The sequence below is a fragment of the Aureimonas ureilytica DSM 18598 = NBRC 106430 genome (assembly GCF_000382705.1).
In the GTDB taxonomy this organism is placed as follows: domain Bacteria; phylum Pseudomonadota; class Alphaproteobacteria; order Rhizobiales; family Rhizobiaceae; genus Aureimonas; species Aureimonas ureilytica.
The window spans coordinates 33080-49048 of the sequence record NZ_ARQE01000002.1 but is presented as its reverse complement, the minus strand read 5'-3'; the positions used below and the strand labels follow the sequence as shown (position 1 = coordinate 49048).

Genomic DNA, 15969 nt, shown 5'->3' with positions numbered 1-15969 from the left:
GCACGGCCCCATGCGGCGGGTCATACGACGAAGCGCCGTGGGGTTCAAACGCTGTGGACCGCCAGCGAAAGCGGTTGACCCCAGCGCGCGACCTTTCTATGGTCCGCGCATTCCAAACATGAGTTCATGTTGGTTCGAGCGCGTAGCTCAGTTGGTAGAGCACGTGACTTTTAATCATGTGGTCGTGGGTTCGAGTCCCACCGCGCTCACCATTCTCAAAACCCCATTTCTCATTCCCGTTCGCTCTGCGGTGCCTTGCTGCGGGTTGCTCATATGATTCAAATCGAAATCATATCGGAAAGCCGCGACAAACCATCCGCGCGGCTTCTTCCCAGCGGTTAAGGAACCTTACCTCGCGAAGGGGTATGGATCGGTCCATGAGACATGGGTTGACCGTCATGGACCCTTCGATATCCACCCTTCAGCTGACCGATTCCATCGTCTTCGCGACGTGTGGAGCGGTCTTCACGACGTGCTGGTTGCTGCGTCGAAGCAAGACCTCCTTCCTGCTGTTCGGTGCGAGCTTCCTGCTCTGCGCCGTGATGGCGATCGGCTTCGTGGATTTCGGCTACTACGGCAGCGAATGGGCTCTCCTCGGCTGGTCGATGGCCGGCTCGCTGTTCTGGAGCGGGTTCCGCCGGTTCGACGGGCGCTCGGCGATGACGAGGCGGATGGTCGGGCTGCTCGTTCTGCCGACCGCCGTTCACCTTCTCCTGTCCGCTCTGAATGTCGATGCGGACGTGACCAATGCCGCCAGCACGCTCGCCTATGCGCTGCACGAGGCGGCGATCGCCCATTATGTGCTGACCTCTCGCGGACCGCGTTCTCCGATCCGGCTTATGGCCGGCATCGCGCTCGTGGTGGTGGCGGTGTCGATCTGCTTCCCGCTCCTTCCCGTTCATCCAACCTATCCCTCGATGCTGGTGGTCGGCATCTTCGTCAGCGATCATGTGACATCGATCGTGCTGACGACCTGCATCCTCGCCCTGGACGCCGAGAAGGCCTATGCCGCGATCGAAAGGCTGGCGCGGACCGATTCGCTGACGCAGCTTCTCAATCGCGAGGGGCTGGCCTCGGCCCTCGCCAACCAGTCCAGGGAAAGCTGCGTTCTCTTCGCCGATCTCGATCACTTCAAGGCGGTAAACGACCGCTTCGGCCATGCGGCGGGGGATGAAGTGCTCAAGGAATTCGCCAAGCGCGCGACGGCCGTTCTTCCCGATGGAGGACATCTCGCGCGGCTCGGCGGCGAGGAGTTCGTACTGGTCTTTCCCGGACACGATCGGCAAGTGGCGCTGAGCCTCGCCGAACGCCTGCGCTCCGCCATGGCGAGCCGACCCGTGCCCTGGAACGATGATCTGATCCAGGTCACCGTCAGCGTCGGCGTGGCACTCGCCGGTGCCAAGCTCGGCCTGCGATCTGCGATCGAACGGGCGGACGCCGCTCTCTACGAGGCGAAACTCGCCGGCCGCGACTGCGTCAAGGCCGCCTGACCGAAGCGTGACGACGCCGCGTTCGCGCCCGTCCGATCAGGCTTTGGGAACGCGCTCCAGATCCCGCAGCCAGGCGTCCGCGCGACCATCGGACGGCGCGCGCCAGTCGCCGCGCGGCGACAGGCTTCCGCCGGCCGAGACCTTCGGCCCGTTCGGCATGGCCGTGCGCTTGAACTGGCTCGTCTGGAAGAACCGCACGAGGAAGCGCTCCAGCCAATGCCGGATCGTGGCGAGTTCGTAGGCGTTCTTCTTGGCATCCGGGAAATGCGCCGGCCAGCCGGCGGTGGCCGTGTCCTTCCACGCGTGAAGCGCCATGAAGGCCACCTTCGCGGGTGGCTGGCCGTAGCGCATGACGTGGAACAGGAAGAAGTCGTTCAGTTCATAGGGGCCGATCTTCGACTCGGTGCTTTGCAGCGCGCCGCTGGCGTCGGCCGGCACGAGTTCGGGCGAGATTTCCGTGTCGAGGATCGCCGTCAGAACCCGGTTCGTCTCGGCGTCGAACTGGCCGGTCGTGACGGTCCAGCGAATGAGATACTGGATCAGCGTCTTCGGGATGCCGGCATTGACGCCGTAATGGCTCATCTGGTCGCCCACGCCATAGGTGCACCAGCCGAGTGCCAGTTCCGACAGGTCGCCGGTGCCGATGACGAAGCCGTTGCGCTGGTTGGCGAGGCGGAAGAGATAGTCGGTCCGCAGCCCCGCCTGCACGTTTTCGAACGTGATGTCGTAGACCGGCTCGCCCGCCGAGAAGGCGTGGCCCATGTCGCTCAGCATCTGCCTGGCGGCCGGGCGGATATCGATCTCGTCGGCCTCCACGCCGAGCGCGCGCATCAGCGCCCAGGCATTGCCCTTGGTGGCGTCGCCCGTGGCGAAGCCCGGCATGGTGAAGCCGAGGATCGTCGAGCGCGGCAGGCCGAGAATGTCGCAGGCCTTGGCGGCGACGATCAGCGCATGCGTCGAATCGAGCCCGCCGGACACGCCGATCACCATCCGATCGCCCGGCGTCGATTCGAAACGCTTGATCAGCGCATGAACCTGGATGTTGAACGCCTCGTAGCAATCCTGATCGAGGCGCGAGGCCGTGTCGGGCACATAGGGAAAGCGGCGAAGGCGACGCTCCAGCCCGACATTCGCGAAGGATGGCTGATGCAGGAACTCGATGCGCCGGAAGCGCCGTTCAGGATGGCCGGCCTGCGCCGCGGCGTCGTTGAAGGTCGGCACCCGCATGCGCTCGAGGCGCAGGCGCTGGAGATCGACATCGGCCAGCGTCAGCTGCGGCTCGCGGGCGAAGCGCTCGGACTCGGCGAGGAGATCGCCGAACTCGTAGATCATCGCCTGCCCGTCCCAGGACAGATCGTTCGTGCTCTCGCCCTGCCCGGCCGCCGAATAGACGTAAGCTGCCATGCAGCGCATCGCATGGGCGGAGGTCAGAAGGTGGCGGTCGGCCGACTTGCCGACCACGATATTGGAGGCAGACAGGTTGCACAGGAGCAGCGCCCCGGCGAGCGCGCCTTCGATCGAAGGCGGCGTCGGCGACCAGAAATCCTCGCAGACTTCCATATGGAAGATGAAGTCGGGCAGGTCCGCCGCGGCGAACAGGAGATCTGTGCCGAAAGGCACCGTCTGGCCCGCGACGTCCATCTCGACGCCGGTGATGCCCGCTCCCGAAGCGAACCAGCGCTTCTCGTAATACTCGCGATAGTTCGGCAGGAAGACCTTGGGCACGACGCCGAGGATCGCGCCCCGCGCGATCGCGATCCCGCAATTGTAGAGCCGGCCGTTCCGGCGAAGCGGTGCGCCGACCAGAAGCACCGAGGGAAGGTCGGCGGACGCCGCCGCGATGCGAGCGATCGCGCGCTCGACATCGTCGAGCAGCGCCTCCTGCAGGTGCAGATCGTCGATCGCGTAGGCGGACAGACCGAGTTCCGGGAAGACGACGAGGTCGACATGCCGTTCGGCCGCCCGGCCCGCCTCGCGCAGCACCTCCTCGGCATTGGCTTGCGGATCGGCGACGAAGACGCGCGGCGTCGCGACGGCGACGCGCACGAACCCGTGTTCGTGGATCGAATGGAAACGGTCGGCACGACGCGGTGCGCTTTCGGAGAACATGGTGCCGGGCCTCGCTTACAGATCGAACGAACCTGAGCTGGATGACGCGGCTCCAGAATCAACCGGTCCGCGCCCTTTCCAGTCTAGGGGAAGGCGAGGATTTTGGCATCCATCTACGCAAGTTCCGCTTCCGCCTTCGGAACGCCGGATCGCGGGCCGCTCTTCCCACGCGAAAGGAGACGGCCACGATGAGCGAAGAAGGCGACCTACGCTTTGGACCGATCGGCGGAAAAGCGCTTCATGTCTGCGTCGATCTTCAGCGCCTGTTTGCGGAAGAGACCGATTGGAAGACCCCCTGGGCGGAGCGCGTCTTGCCGAACGCGCGCCGCATCGTCGAAGCGCATCCCGAACGCACCCTGTTCACGCGCTTCGTGCCGGCGCGCCACCCCGGCGAAGGCCAGGGCACTTGGCGGCGCTATTATGAGCGCTGGTCGTCCATGACGCTGGACGAGCTGGGCGAGGACATGGTCGAGCTGGTGCCGAGCCTCGCCGCCTTCGTGCCGCCCGCCCTCGTCTTCGATAAGGCGGTTTACTCGCCCTGGATGGAGCCGGCCTTCGACGAGATGCTGCGCTCGCAGGGGACGGACACGCTGATCGTCACGGGCGGGGAAACCGATGTCTGCGTTCTCGGCACCGTGCTCGGCGGGGTCGACCGCGGCTATCGCATGATCCTTGTGACGGACGCGCTCTGTTCCTCCAGCGACGATGCGCATGATGCACAGATCGAGGTCTATCGCCGTCGCTACGGCCAGCAGGTCGAGACCATCGCGACGGAAAACCTGTTGAAACAGTGGACCTGACGAGGAGGCCGGCCGCGCCTCACCCGTCGCCCGCAGCGATCGCCGCAAATTTGTCGCAGGGCCTTCACGGAGTTGCAATCCGCCTACGTTAGAACTCTCCACAGCATCCGGTTTGGGCGGCTTTCGGCGTCCCACCCGCCTCTTGCCGCGCCAACCGGATGCTTTCCACTCGATCTGGACATTGCCGGCGAGCGCACTCATTTGGACGGCGGTCCACTTCTTTTCCAAACACGATGGTCCTCATGAATTCCTGCGATGTCGCCGTCATCGGCGCAGGCGCGGCGGGGCTCGCCGCAGCGTCTCGCCTCGCCGCCGCCGGTCGCTCGGTGCTGCTTCTGGAAGCGCGGGACCGCGTGGGCGGGCGTGCTCACACCGTTCAGGCGCGAGGCGGCGAGCCGATCGATCTCGGCTGCGAATGGCTGCATTCGGCCGATCGCAACCCGCTCGTTCCCCTGTTCGAAGCCGCAGGCGTTGCGATCGACCGCACCCGGCCGAGATGGGACGAGCAGGAAGGCGATCGCGGCTTTCCGCCCCTCGATCAGAAGGCCTTCGCCGCCGCCTTCGATGCGTTCGAGGAACGTCTCGACGAGGCGGCACGCGACGGGCGCGAGGGCGCTGCCGCCGATCATTTCGACCCGGCCTGCCGTTGGAACGCGCTCATGGACGCGGTCAGCAGCTACTACAATGGCACGGAGTTCGACCGCGTGTCGGTTCTCGACTACGCGGCCTATGTCGATACGGGGGTGAACTGGCGCCTGACGATGGGCTACGGCACCGCCCTCGCCGCGCTGGCCGGCTCGCTGCCATGCCAGCTCAATGTGATCGTCGAAGCGATCGAGGACCGGGCAGACGGCTCTCTGCTGCGCACGAACCGGGGCGATCTCGCGGCCCGCCATGTGGTGGTCGCCGTGCCGACGCCCGCGATCGCGAAGGGCTCGCTGCGTCTTCCCCGGCGCTACGACGCAAAGGTTGAGGCCGCCGCCGGACTCCCGCTCGGGTTGGCGAACAAGGTGTTTCTGCGCCTACGCGAACCCGAGCGGTTTTCCGTCGAGGGTCATCTTTTCGGCCAGATCGATCGCGCGGCAACGGGCAGCTACAATCTTCGGCCGTTCGGCCGTCCGCTGATCGAAGGCTTCTTCGGCGGTCGCCATGCGGCGGCGCTGGAGGCCGAGGGACCGGGCGCGGCGACGCGGTTCGCGCTCGAAGAGCTGCGCGCGCTCTACGGCTCCGACATCGTGAAGGCGATCGAGCCGGACTGCGAGACCGCCTGGGGCCTCGATCCGTTCGCCCAAGGCTCCTACTCCCACGCCCTGCCCGGCCACGCCGGAGCGAGACAGGTCCTCGCCGAGCGCATCGACGATCGGATCGTGTGGGCGGGCGAGGCTACTCATGCCCAAGCCTTCTCCACCGCCCACGGCGCCTTCGAAACCGGGCTCCGCGCCGCCGACGAGCTTCTCGCGCTCGGGTAGCAAGCAGCACCGTCGCTTGTGCCGCTCAAGGGCGAGCGGTTTGACCGCCGCGCCCGCCCTTCTCGTTCCGCCGCTCGCGACCGTTCATCCAGACGCGACCGAGCGAGAGGTCGTCGCGCAGCCACACGAAATCGGCCGCCGCGCCGTTGCGCAGAAATCCGCGCTCCGTTTCGCGACGGAGGAAGCGCGCCGGATTGGCCGTGGCCATGCGCAGCGCTTCTTCCAGCGGGAGGCGGATCTCACCGGCAAGGTAGCGAACCGCGTCGTGGAGGGAAATGTCGCAGCCCGCCAGCGTGCCGTCGTCCAGCGTCAGGCGGCCGTTTTCCCGCGTGGCGCGCCGCCCGCCGAGCTCGAAGACGTCGCCCGCGCTGCCGACCGTCGGCATGGCGTCGGAAATCGCGATCATGCGATTCTCGCCCTTCTTGGCGCGGAGCGCGAGGTCGACCATGGCGGGGTGAACGTGGTGCCCGTCAGCGATGATGCTGGCCCAGACATCGGCTGAATCGAGCGCCGCGCCGACGACGCCGGGCGTGCGATGGCCGAGCTGGCTCATGGCGTTGAAGAGATGCGTGACGCAGCGCGCGCCGGCCTTGATCGCGGCGGAGACGTCCTCGTAGCTTCCGTCGCAATGGCCGATCGAGACGAGAATGCCGGCGCGCGTGAGCGTCGCGATCTGCTCGGGTGTCACGGATTCGGTCGCGACGGTAATCAGAAACGGACGCAGATCCACCGCGCAAAGCTTTGCGACGTCCTCGTCCGTCATCGCGCGAACGCAGGCCGCGTCATGCGCGCCTTTGCGCTTCAGCGCGATGAACGGACCTTCGACATGGATGCCGCCGCAGCCCGGCACGTGCCGCGCCAGCGCCGTCTTCACGGCATCGATCGCCGCGAAGGTGACCTCCTCGCGATCGGTGATGACGGTCGGCAGAAGCGAGGTCGTGCCGAAAGCCGCATGGGCCTCGCAGATGGCGCGCACCCCGTCCACATCGGGCCGGTCGTTGAGAAGAACGCCGCCGCCGCCATTCACCTGAATGTCCACGAAGCCGGGCGCCAGCGTGCCGCCGTTCAGTCGTTCGACGGGCAGGTCCGGGTCGAGGTCGAGCGCTTCCCGCACCTCTTCGATCCGTCCGTCCGCGACGATGAGCGCCGCGTTGCGACGGGTGCGGACGCCGTCGAAGATGTCGGCTCCGGAGATCGCGAATCGTGTCATGCCAATGGCCTCGATCGGGAAGAACGTGACGGCGGACATAGCAGTCCGCAGCGTCCGCGAAAACGAACCAGCGGTCCCGTGTCCCGACGGAGGTTTCGTCCCGAAGAAAGGCGCGAGAATGACTTGCGTCCTGATCCGGAGGAATTAGGTTCGCTTGCGCAGGCGGACGGACCGGCCGCGCTCAATCTCTCGAACGTGGGTGCTCATGCGACAAACGATCCGGCCGATCGCGCTCGTCGCGAGCGAAAGCCCCGAAGCGCAGGAAGCGCTGGTGCGGCTCCAGTCCCTCTACCGAACAGTCGATCCGGAGGACGCCGAAATCGTCGTCGCGCTCGGCGGCGACGGGTTCATGCTGCATGTGCTCCATCGATTCATGGACACGGGCAAGCCGATCTACGGCATGAACAAGGGAACGGTCGGGTTCCTGATGAACGAGTATCGCGAACTCGATCTCGCCGACCGGCTTGAAAAGGCCGTGCAGAGCGAAATTCGGCCACTGCAGATGACCGCGATCGACGATGTCGGGATGCGTCACACAGCGCTGGCGATCAATGAAGTGGCGCTGTTCCGCCAGTCCTATCAGGCGGCGCGGCTGAAGATTTCAATCGACGGCCGCACGCGGCTCGACGAACTCGTCTGCGACGGCGTTCTCGTCGCGACGCCCACGGGCTCGACGGCCTATAACCTATCCGCCCAAGGCCCGATCATCCCGATCGAGGCGCCGCTCCTGGCGCTGACGCCGGTCAGCGCCTTCCGGCCTCGCCGCTGGCGCGGGGCGCTGCTCGCCAACCGGCAGGTTGTCGATATCGAGGTGCTGGAATCGGAGAAGCGGCCGGTCAACGCTGTGGCCGACCATCGCGAGGTGAAGTCGGTGCAGCATATCGAGATCCGCGAGGTGCGCGATCTCGGTAGCCTGATCCTGTTCGATCCCGAACATTCCTGGGACGAACGGATTCTCGCCGAGCAGTTCCGCTACTGAAGCGGAGGCGGCTTACGCGGCGAGATAGCGTTCCATGCGCAGGCGCGCCGTCGAGCGCTGCGCGTCGCTCGACATGCGCTCCAGAATTTCGGCGAGTTCCTTCTGCGAGGCCGGCGCTTCGCGGCGCTGGTGGCCGAGCAGCCGCTGCATGACGGAAGCCGTCACATCGGCCGAATCGATGTCCTCCACCATCGACACGTCCTTCCAGACGCGCGTCGCCGCCAGGAGAAGCGGCGTGACGACCGGCGAGAGACCCGCCGAGGCCATGAGCGCCGAGAACGAGGGGTGACGCGCTTCGGCGATGATGGCGCGGACCCGCCCTTCCGAGTAGCCCGTCAGTCGGGCGACGGCGGCGGCGAAGAGGTCGATGCGACCCGAACACACGGCCCTCAGAAGCACCGCCGTGTTCAAGGCGCCTTCCGCGCGAAGATGCTCGATAAAGGCGACGAGCTCGTCGGAGGAAACATCCTCCATGATGGCGGCGAGCGCCCGCTCCTGCAGTTCCTCGCGCAGCCGCTCGCTGCGGCTGGCACCCAGAACGGCGGTGACGAAGGCGGACTGGCCGAGTTGCGCTGCGACCGTATGAACGAGCCGATGCCGCGTTTCCGCCGGCAGATCGCTCCGCCCGAGCAGCGCGTCGCGAACGCGACCATTGCCTTCGAACGCGGCGGCCAGCGCTCGCAGCGTTGCGGACGGCAGCTCCGCATGAGCGTTGGACGCGAGTTCGAATGCGGCCTCGGCATCGCCCGCTTCGGCGATCGCCTCGCAGGCTTCCGCCGGAAGCGCGGCGCGGCGGGCGATGGCCCAGCGAACCTGATCGCTTCCCGAGCGGGCGAGATCGGCGAGGTCCTTGCCCGTCAGGAGCGGCGAGCGGCTGACGACCGGCAAGGCGATGTCGTCGGCATCGCGCGCAAGGCCGAGGACGATCTGACGGGACACGCGATCGGAGGGCGCGACGCGCAGGGCGATCGTGCGCCGGACGAGCGGCGACGCATCGTCGAGGGCGAAGAGCAAGGCGGCTTCCGCCTCGCGCGTTTCCTTGGGCAGGAACTTCCGCTCGACCACCGCCTCGGCCAAGAGTGCCACACCCGCACAACGCTCCGCCGTGCCGGCTGTTTCGCACCATTTGACGAAGTGGTGTGCAAGCATATCGAATCGACCCTCGGAACGAGACGTTTGTCTCATTCCTGCGCGCCAATCCTTTAAGAAGCGTTTACCATGCTCTTGAACGTGCCGTTAAGGAACGTCGGCCGGTGCGATATCGCTGGCGTCCGGGCGCTTGGGGCGGCGCATGGTGAAGACCTCCCGCGTCACGGCATAGTCGAGATAGCCGAGCCGCGTGAGCGGTTCCGCGAGATTGGTGGCAAACAGCCCGTCGCGCAGGACGCGCTCGTCGATATGAACGCCGACGACCTGCCCGATCACGATGAAGGCGGATGGGGACGGCCCATCGAGCCCCATCGGCCGGAACGACTGCGTCACCTTGCATTCGAGCGCCGCAGGCGATTCCGCGACCCTCGGTGCGCGCACGAGATGACAAGGCGCTTCCGTCAGCCCGGCGATCTCGAATTCGCTGACGCCGCGTGGCGCGGCGGCCGACGATCGGTTCATCGCGTCCCGCAACGGGTAGGTCGCGAGATTGAAGACGAACTCGCCGGTTTCCACCGCGAAGGTCGCGCTGTCCTTGATCCCTGAGGACGAGAACATGACGAGCTTGGGATCGTCGGCGATGAGATTGAAGAAGCTGTAGGGCGCGAGATTGGCGGCGCCCTCCTTCGAGCGCGTCGAGATCCAGCCGATCGGGCGCGGCGCGACGATCGCCTTCAGCGGGTCGTGCGGCAGGCCGTGTTCGTTGCGGTCGGTTTCGTAGAACATCAGGAGGCTGCCGGCATGGGGGCTTCGGACACGACGGCGGCAAGCTCCGGCCGGGGGCGATCGCTGGGCTTCTCCGTGGGCGTCCCGATATAGACGAAGCCGACGACCTTCTCCTCGGGCGCGATGCCCATCAGGGCCTTGGCGTCCTCGTCATAGGCCACCCACTCGGTGATCCAGTTCGCGCCGTAGCCGCGCGCATGGGCGGCGTGGATCAGGTTCATGGTCGCGGCGCCTGCGGACAGGACCTGCTCCCATTCCGGGATCTTGAAATGCGGCTTGGCGGTCGAGACGACACCGACCACGAGTGGCGCGCGGGTGAAGCGGGCTTCCTCGTAGGCGCGGCGTCCCTCGCTCAAGGGCTGGCCTTCGCGCCGTTGGGCGAGCGCTGCCATGGCCGCGCCGAGGGCCGGCGCCGCTTCGCCGCGAAACAGGATGAAGCGCCAGGGCGCAAGCTTCCCGTGGTCCGGAACCCGCGTCGCCTCCGTCAGCATCTGCGTCAGTTCCTCGCCTGCCGGCCCCGGCGCGACCAGAGCGGGAATGGGAACGGAACGGCGGGTGGCGAGCAGGGTCTGGGCTTCGATCACGGATTTTCGTCCTCAAGTTTGCCGGCCCCAGAGCTAGGGAAAAACCGGCGCTTTGCAAACCAGTTTGATGCGCCTCGCGGGGAAGTCGCCAATTCGCCTTGAAATCGGCTATGGGTTGCCGTCCAAGAAGGAGGATGAATGCGGAAGGAGAGATGGCTCATGCGCCCGAATTGGGGACTCGTCTCGGCCGCCATGTCCGTCTTCATGGCCCTGCCGGCCCTGGCGCAGCAGGGCGGCCCGCCGGCTGGAGGGCATGACGAGCCCGACGCGCCCGGCGCCTATGCCTCGCCATCCGCCATCCCGAAGGACCCGGCGACGGTCGATCTCGGAATCCCTGCCCCGCAGCGTTTGAAGCGGCTCGAACCGATCGAGCTGCCCGAGCCGCTCCCCAAGATCCAGGGCAAGGACCTCAATCTTCCCGCGATCCCCGCCTTCGCGCCGCAACCGCAGCCCCATCTCGAGATCGCGCGTCCGCAGAACGCGCTGACCCTGCGCGCGACGCTCGGCAAGGACGGACCGGAGATTCCCGCCGATCTCGTCTGGCGCCTGTTCTCGCCCCATGCCGGCGGCGACGGAAAGCTTCCGGTGATCGCGGTGGCGAAGGGTGGCGAAGCGGTGTTCGACGTTCCGCCCGGCGCCTATCTCCTGCATGTCGGCTATGGGCGAGCCGGCGTCACGAAGCGAATCGACTTCAACGGCCGGGAGACGCGGGAAACGGTGGCGATCGACGCAGGCGGTCTGCGGCTGAAGGCGAAGGCCTCCGAGACGTCCGATCTGACCAGCGACAAGGTCCAGTTCGACATCTACAGCGAAGCCACCGAGGACCGCGACCGGCGGCTCGTGGCCTCCGACATCCCGCCAGGCGTGGTGATTCGCCTCAACTCGGGCAATTATCAGGTCGTCTCACGCTATGGGGACGTGAACGCCGTATCGCGCGCCGAGGTGCGCGTCGAAGCCGGACGTATCACGGACGCGGTGATGAAGCAGCGCGGCGCGCAGCTGACCATGAAGCTCGTTCGCGAGCATGGCGGCGAAGCGCTGGCCGACACGGCCTGGTCGATCACCTCGACGCAGGGCGATCTCATTCAGGAGAGCGTCGGCGCTTTCCCCTCGATGGTTCTGGCGGAGGGCGACTACGTGATCGTCGCGCGCAACAAGGACCGGATCTTCCAGCGCCAGTTCCATGTGGAAAGCGGCAAGGACGCCGATGTCGAGGTGCTGACGAGCGATCTCGTCGATCCCAACAGTCCGGAAATCGGCACCGGCGACTAAAAAAAGGGGCGGTCCATCGGACCGCCCCTTTTTCGTATCAGGCCGCCTCGGCGGCGGATTTGGCCTTCAGGTCGGGCGCGACGGCCTCGTCCAGAAGCAGCGCCTTGGCCGCGTCGAGGCTCATCGCTTCCTGATCGCGCGAGCCGAGACGGCGTAGATTCACCGACCGTTCCTCCGCCTCGCGCTTGCCGCAGACGAGGATGACCGGAACCTTGGCGAGGCTGTGCTCGCGCACCTTGTAGTTGATCTTCTCGTTGCGAAGATCGCTCTCGACGCGAAGGCCAGCCGCACGCAGCTCTTCGACGACGGAGGCGGCATAGGCGTCCGCCTCGGAGGTGATCGTCGCGACGACGACCTGCGTCGGCGCCATCCAGAGCGGGAAATGCCCGGCGAAATTCTCGATCAGAATGCCGAGGAAGCGCTCCAGCGAGCCGCAGATGGCGCGGTGGATCATCACCGGCGGCACCTTGTCGGAGTTCGAATCGATATAGAAGGCGCCGAACCGCTCGGGCAGGTTGAAGTCCACCTGCGTCGTGCCGCATTGCCATTCGCGGCCGATCGCGTCCTTCAACGTGTACTCGAACTTCGGGCCGTAAAACGCGCCCTCGCCTTCGTTAATGCCGGTCTTGATGCGACCGCCTGACTGCGCCTCGATCGTCTTGAGAACGTCGCGCATCACGCTTTCGGCGCGATCCCACATCTCGTCCGTGCCGACGCGCTTCTCGGGGCGCGTCGAGAGCTTCACCATGATCTCCTCGAACCCGAAGTCGCGATAGACCGAGAGGATCAGATCGTTGATCTTCAGGCACTCGGCTTCCATCTGCTCGTCGGTGCAGAAGATATGCGCGTCGTCCTGCGTGAAGCCGCGAACGCGCATGAGCCCGTGCATGGCACCGGACGGCTCATAGCGATGCACCGTGCCGAATTCCGCATAGCGGATGGGCAGTTCGCGGTAGGACTTCAAGCCGTGCTTGAAGATCATGACATGGCCCGGGCAGTTCATCGGCTTCAAGGCGAAGACGCGCTTGTCCTCCGCCTCGTCGCCGGCCGACTGCACCTGGAACATGTTCTCTCGATACCAGCCCCAATGGCCGGACGTTTCCCAGAGCGACTTGTCGAGAACCTGGGGCGCGTTGACCTCGCTGTAGTCGGCGCGAAGCCGGCGGCGCATATAGGCGATGAGGTCCTGGAAGAGCGACCAGCCCTTGGGATGCCAGAACACGACGCCCGGCCCTTCTTCCTGGAAGTGGAAGAGGTCCATCTCGCGGCCGAGGCGACGATGGTCGCGCTTCTCGGCCTCCTCGAGCATCGTCGTATAGGCCTTCAGCTCGTCGGGCGTGCGCCAGGCCGTGCCGTAGATGCGCGTCAGCATTGGATTGTTGGAATCGCCGCGCCAATAGGCGCCGGCCACCTTCATCAGCTTGAAGGCTTCGCCGATCTGGCCCGTCGAGGCCATGTGCGGCCCGCGGCAGAGATCGAACCATTCGCCCTGGCGGTAGATCTTGACGTCCTGATCCTCGGGGATCGCGTCGATGAGCTGGACCTTGTAGGTCTCGCCCTTCTCGCCGAACACGCGGCGCGCCTCGTCGCGCGTCCAGACCTCGCGCGTGAAGGGCGCGTTGCGGCGGATGATCTCCAGCATCTTCTTCTCGATGACCGGAAGGTCGTCGGGCGTGAAGGGCGTGTCGCGCGCGAAGTCGTAGTAGAAGCCGTTCTCGATGACCGGGCCGATCGTGACCTGCGTTCCCGGCCAGAGTTCCTGCACGGCTTCGGCCAGAACGTGCGCCGTGTCGTGACGGATCATTTCCAGCGCGCGATCATCCTCGCGCGTCAGGATTTCAAGGCGCCCCGCCCGGCCGACCGGCTCGGACAGGTCGCGCACTTCGCCGTCGATAGCGTAGGCGATGGCCTTCTTGGCGAGGGATTTCGAGATGCCGGCGGCGATTTCCGCGCCAGTCGTCTGGGGCTCGTAGGAGCGCACCGAATTGTCGGGAAACGTGACGTCGATCATGTCGGTCCTTTCCGCTCACTCCCGCCTACCACGCGGGGAAGCTGTTCGATCGATGAGCGCAGCACCACCAAACCGGGCTGCGAAGCCCGGCTTCTAGGCGCAGGGCTGCGGACGCGCAAGCGCGACGCCTGCCTCCAGCTTGCGTCCAGCGCGAGCGATCAGTCGGGAACCGGGTCGTGCCCCGCATGGCCGAACGGCCCGCAGCGCGCAACGCGGCGCGCGGTCAGCCAGCCGCCGCGCCAAAGCCCATGGCGCGCGATGGCCTCGTATCCGTATTCGGAACAGGTGGGCACATGGCGGCAATGGCCGCCGACAAGCGGCGAGAAGACGATCTGATAAAGGCGCACCAGACCCGTGCCGAGAAGACGACCGGGCGTCCGGCGCCAGGGGCCGGTGTAGTTGCGCCCGATCCGTTTCACGCGGCCTCGCCCGGACGCGCGGCTTCGGCGCGGTCGAGCGCTTCGGCCACGGCGTCGAAGGTCAGGAGCGTCGAGGCGTGCCGGGCCTTGTGCTCGCGCACGGGCTCCAGATAGCGCATGTCGGCAAAGCGGCCTTCGGGCGGCGGCCCGCCTTCCTTCAGCATCGCCACCATCTGGCGACGGAGAGCCCGGAGTTCCTCGGCCGAGGCGCCGACGATGTGGCGCGCCATCATCGAGGACGAGGCCTGACCGAGGGCGCAGGCGCGAACCTCCTGCGCGAAATCCGACACGACGCCCCCCTCGAGCTTCAGATCGACCGTGACGGTGGAGCCGCAGAGCTTGGAATGCGCGGTCGCCGTCCCGTCCGGCGCGTCGAGGCGGCCGAGATGGGAAATATTGCCCGCGAATTCGAGAATCCGCTCGTTGTAAAGATCGTCGATCATCGCCGCTCCGTGGAAGGACCGTTCCGGTTCGCGCTCTTTCAACAGGAGCGAACAGCCAACATATAGGATCGCGACAGGGCGTTCGGAAGCCGCGCCCGGCCCTCGCGATCGCCGTCTTTGCTTGACGCATCCGAAGGTTTGCAACATCAAGCGGTTCGACGTCGGCCGGGATCGGGGAGTTCGCCTCGACCCTTGCCGCACCCGAGACCCGAACTTCGGGAACAGATGATGGACGCGAGCGTCAGAATGACCGGTCAGACCATGCAGGCGGACGAGACCAACCGCCCTTCGCGGCAAGAGGCCGAGGCCGCCGTCGAGACGCTTCTGCGTTGGATCGGCGAGGACCCTTCGCGCGAGGGCCTGCTCGACACGCCGCGCCGGGTCGTCAAAGCCTATGAGGAACTCTTCGCGGGCTACACGCAGGAGCCCGCCGCGATCCTCAACCGCACCTTCGACGAGGTCGCGGGCTACGACGACATGGTGCTCCTGAAGAATATCGACTTCACCTCGCATTGCGAGCACCACATGGTGCCGATCATCGGCAAGGCGCATGTCGCCTATCTGCCGAATGGCGGGCGTGTCGTCGGCCTGTCGAAGATCCCGCGCATCGTGGACGTCTATGCCCGCCGGCTCCAGACGCAGGAAGCGCTGACCGAGCAGATCGCCGGCGTCATCGACGGCGCGCTCGGCGCGCGCGGCGTCGCCGTGATGCTGGAGGCCGAGCATATGTGCATGTCCATGCGCGGCATCCGCACCAAGGGCTCGACCACGATCACCACCTCCTTCTACGGCGCCTTCCGCGAGGACAAGGCCGAGCAGACGCGCTTCCTCGCCATGGTGGGCGGGAAGTGACAGACGCCCCTCGTTTTCCGCAGGCGGCCAGCAAGCCCGAACTCGAGGAAGGCGATGTCCTCGCTCCGCGCTTCGACGCGACCGGGCTCGTCACCGCCGTCGTGACGGACGCCGAGTCGGGCGAGCTTCTGATGGTGGCCCATATGAACGCCGAGGCGCTCGACCTTACCCTGCAGACGGGCATCGCGCATTATTTCAGCCGCTCGCGGAAGGGCCTCTGGAAGAAGGGCGAGACGTCGGGCGCGCTTCAGACGGTCCGCGAAGTCCGGGTCGACTGCGATCAGGACGCCGTCTGGCTGAAGGTCGATGTCGCCAAGCCCGAGGACACCTGCCACACGGGACGCACGACCTGCTTCTATCGCCGCGTCGTTTCGTCAAACGGCCATGCGACGCTGGTACAGATCGAAGCGCGCGCTGCATCGCAGCATAGCTAACCATGCGTTAACCGCGCCGGTG

At 66.2% G+C, this 15969-nt stretch carries 15 protein-coding genes and 1 tRNA gene; 8 read left to right on the top strand and 8 right to left on the bottom strand.

What is annotated here, in order from left to right:
• Positions 1-136: 136 nt before the first annotated feature.
• Positions 137-212 (top strand) — tRNA-Lys (locus B146_RS0104075).
• Positions 213-377: 165 nt separating this feature from the next.
• Positions 378-1490 (top strand): GGDEF domain-containing protein, encoded by a 1113-nt coding sequence (locus tag B146_RS0104070; protein WP_040408277.1) that lies wholly within the window; start codon positions 378-380, stop codon positions 1488-1490.
• A 36-nt stretch (positions 1491-1526) separates the two neighbouring features.
• Here B146_RS0104070 and B146_RS0104065 read toward each other — a convergent pair whose 3' ends face one another.
• On the bottom strand, positions 1527-3599 hold the full coding sequence (locus B146_RS0104065; RefSeq protein ID WP_019995140.1) for an NAD(+) synthase: 2073 nt from the start codon (positions 3597-3599) through the stop codon (positions 1527-1529).
• Positions 3600-3787: 188 nt separating this feature from the next.
• Here B146_RS0104065 and B146_RS0104060 point away from each other — a divergent pair, with 188 nt between their 5' ends.
• Together B146_RS0104060 and B146_RS0104055 are read left to right on the top strand one after the other, a co-directional pair.
• Positions 3788-4399, top strand: a complete 612-nt coding sequence (locus B146_RS0104060; RefSeq protein WP_026358302.1) for a cysteine hydrolase family protein — start codon at positions 3788-3790, stop codon at positions 4397-4399.
• A gap of 242 nt (positions 4400-4641) precedes the next feature.
• Entirely contained in the window at positions 4642-5868 is a 1227-nt protein-coding gene (locus tag B146_RS0104055) for a flavin monoamine oxidase family protein (RefSeq protein WP_244498163.1), read from the top strand.
• A gap of 25 nt (positions 5869-5893) precedes the next feature.
• Here B146_RS0104055 and nagA read toward each other — a convergent pair whose 3' ends face one another.
• Positions 5894-7078 (bottom strand): N-acetylglucosamine-6-phosphate deacetylase, encoded by a 1185-nt coding sequence (nagA, locus tag B146_RS0104050; RefSeq protein WP_155897358.1) that lies wholly within the window; start codon positions 7076-7078, stop codon positions 5894-5896.
• Positions 7079-7283: 205 nt separating this feature from the next.
• Between nagA and B146_RS0104045 the strand changes: the two genes are divergently transcribed.
• Positions 7284-8057, top strand: a complete 774-nt coding sequence (locus tag B146_RS0104045; RefSeq protein WP_019995136.1) for an NAD kinase — start codon at positions 7284-7286, stop codon at positions 8055-8057.
• Positions 8058-8069: 12 nt separating this feature from the next.
• Here the strand turns inward: B146_RS0104045 and B146_RS0104040 are convergent, their stop codons facing one another.
• The 3 genes from B146_RS0104040 to B146_RS0104030 all read right to left on the bottom strand — a co-directional run bounded on the left by B146_RS0104040 (position 8070) and on the right by B146_RS0104030 (position 10516).
• Complete coding sequence (locus B146_RS0104040; RefSeq protein ID WP_026358300.1) at positions 8070-9143, bottom strand: DUF2336 domain-containing protein; 1074 nt, start codon at positions 9141-9143, stop codon at positions 8070-8072.
• A gap of 150 nt (positions 9144-9293) precedes the next feature.
• A complete protein-coding gene (locus B146_RS0104035) occupies positions 9294-9932 on the bottom strand; it encodes a flavin reductase family protein (protein WP_019995134.1) in 639 nt (212 codons plus the stop codon).
• Positions 9932-10516, bottom strand: a complete 585-nt coding sequence (locus tag B146_RS0104030; protein WP_019995133.1) for a nitroreductase family protein — start codon at positions 10514-10516, stop codon at positions 9932-9934. The genes B146_RS0104035 and B146_RS0104030 overlap by 1 nt, the downstream gene beginning before the upstream one ends.
• A 159-nt stretch (positions 10517-10675) precedes the next feature.
• Between B146_RS0104030 and B146_RS0104025 the strand changes: the two genes are divergently transcribed.
• Positions 10676-11788 (top strand): hypothetical protein, encoded by a 1113-nt coding sequence (locus tag B146_RS0104025; RefSeq protein ID WP_244498164.1) that lies wholly within the window; start codon positions 10676-10678, stop codon positions 11786-11788.
• Positions 11789-11825: 37 nt separating this feature from the next.
• Here B146_RS0104025 and thrS read toward each other — a convergent pair whose 3' ends face one another.
• The 3 genes from thrS to B146_RS29715 all read right to left on the bottom strand — a co-directional run bounded on the left by thrS (position 11826) and on the right by B146_RS29715 (position 14661).
• Positions 11826-13799: a threonine--tRNA ligase gene (thrS, locus tag B146_RS0104020; protein ID WP_019995131.1), complete on the bottom strand. Its 1974-nt coding sequence runs from the start codon at positions 13797-13799 to the stop codon at positions 11826-11828.
• A gap of 158 nt (positions 13800-13957) precedes the next feature.
• Positions 13958-14218 (bottom strand): membrane protein insertion efficiency factor YidD, encoded by a 261-nt coding sequence (yidD, locus tag B146_RS29720; RefSeq protein WP_019995130.1) that lies wholly within the window; start codon positions 14216-14218, stop codon positions 13958-13960.
• A complete protein-coding gene (locus B146_RS29715) occupies positions 14215-14661 on the bottom strand; it encodes an iron-sulfur cluster assembly scaffold protein (protein ID WP_019995129.1) in 447 nt (148 codons plus the stop codon). Before B146_RS29715 ends, yidD begins: the two co-directional genes overlap by 4 nt.
• Before the next feature lie 228 nt (positions 14662-14889).
• On the opposite strand from B146_RS29715, the gene folE reads away from it, so the two are divergent.
• Entirely contained in the window at positions 14890-15513 is a 624-nt protein-coding gene (gene folE / locus B146_RS0104005) for a GTP cyclohydrolase I FolE (RefSeq protein ID WP_019995128.1), read from the top strand.
• Positions 15510-15947: a phosphoribosyl-AMP cyclohydrolase gene (gene hisI / locus B146_RS0104000; protein WP_019995127.1), complete on the top strand. Its 438-nt coding sequence runs from the start codon at positions 15510-15512 to the stop codon at positions 15945-15947. The genes folE and hisI overlap by 4 nt, the downstream gene beginning before the upstream one ends.
• Positions 15948-15969: the final 22 nt, after the last annotated feature.

Excerpts from the sequence above, each read along its gene's own strand:
- B146_RS0104060 (WP_026358302.1), top strand. The coding sequence starts at position 3,788 with ATGAGCGAAGAAGGCGACCTACGCTTTGGACCGATCGGCGGAAAAGCG.
- B146_RS0104065 (WP_019995140.1), bottom strand. The coding sequence starts at position 3,599 with ATGTTCTCCGAAAGCGCACCGCGTCGTGCCGACCGTTTCCATTCGATC.
- B146_RS29715 (WP_019995129.1), bottom strand. The coding sequence starts at position 14,661 with ATGATCGACGATCTTTACAACGAGCGGATTCTCGAATTCGCGGGCAAT.
- nagA (WP_155897358.1), bottom strand. The coding sequence starts at position 7,078 with ATGACACGATTCGCGATCTCCGGAGCCGACATCTTCGACGGCGTCCGC.
- B146_RS0104035 (WP_019995134.1), bottom strand. The coding sequence starts at position 9,932 with ATGTTCTACGAAACCGACCGCAACGAACACGGCCTGCCGCACGACCCG.
- B146_RS0104025 (WP_244498164.1), top strand. The coding sequence starts at position 10,676 with ATGCGCCCGAATTGGGGACTCGTCTCGGCCGCCATGTCCGTCTTCATG.
- thrS (WP_019995131.1), bottom strand. The coding sequence starts at position 13,799 with ATGATCGACGTCACGTTTCCCGACAATTCGGTGCGCTCCTACGAGCCC.
- B146_RS0104055 (WP_244498163.1), top strand. The coding sequence starts at position 4,642 with ATGAATTCCTGCGATGTCGCCGTCATCGGCGCAGGCGCGGCGGGGCTC.
- folE (WP_019995128.1), top strand. The coding sequence starts at position 14,890 with ATGGACGCGAGCGTCAGAATGACCGGTCAGACCATGCAGGCGGACGAG.
- B146_RS0104070 (WP_040408277.1), top strand. The coding sequence starts at position 378 with ATGAGACATGGGTTGACCGTCATGGACCCTTCGATATCCACCCTTCAG.
- B146_RS0104045 (WP_019995136.1), top strand. The coding sequence starts at position 7,284 with ATGCGACAAACGATCCGGCCGATCGCGCTCGTCGCGAGCGAAAGCCCC.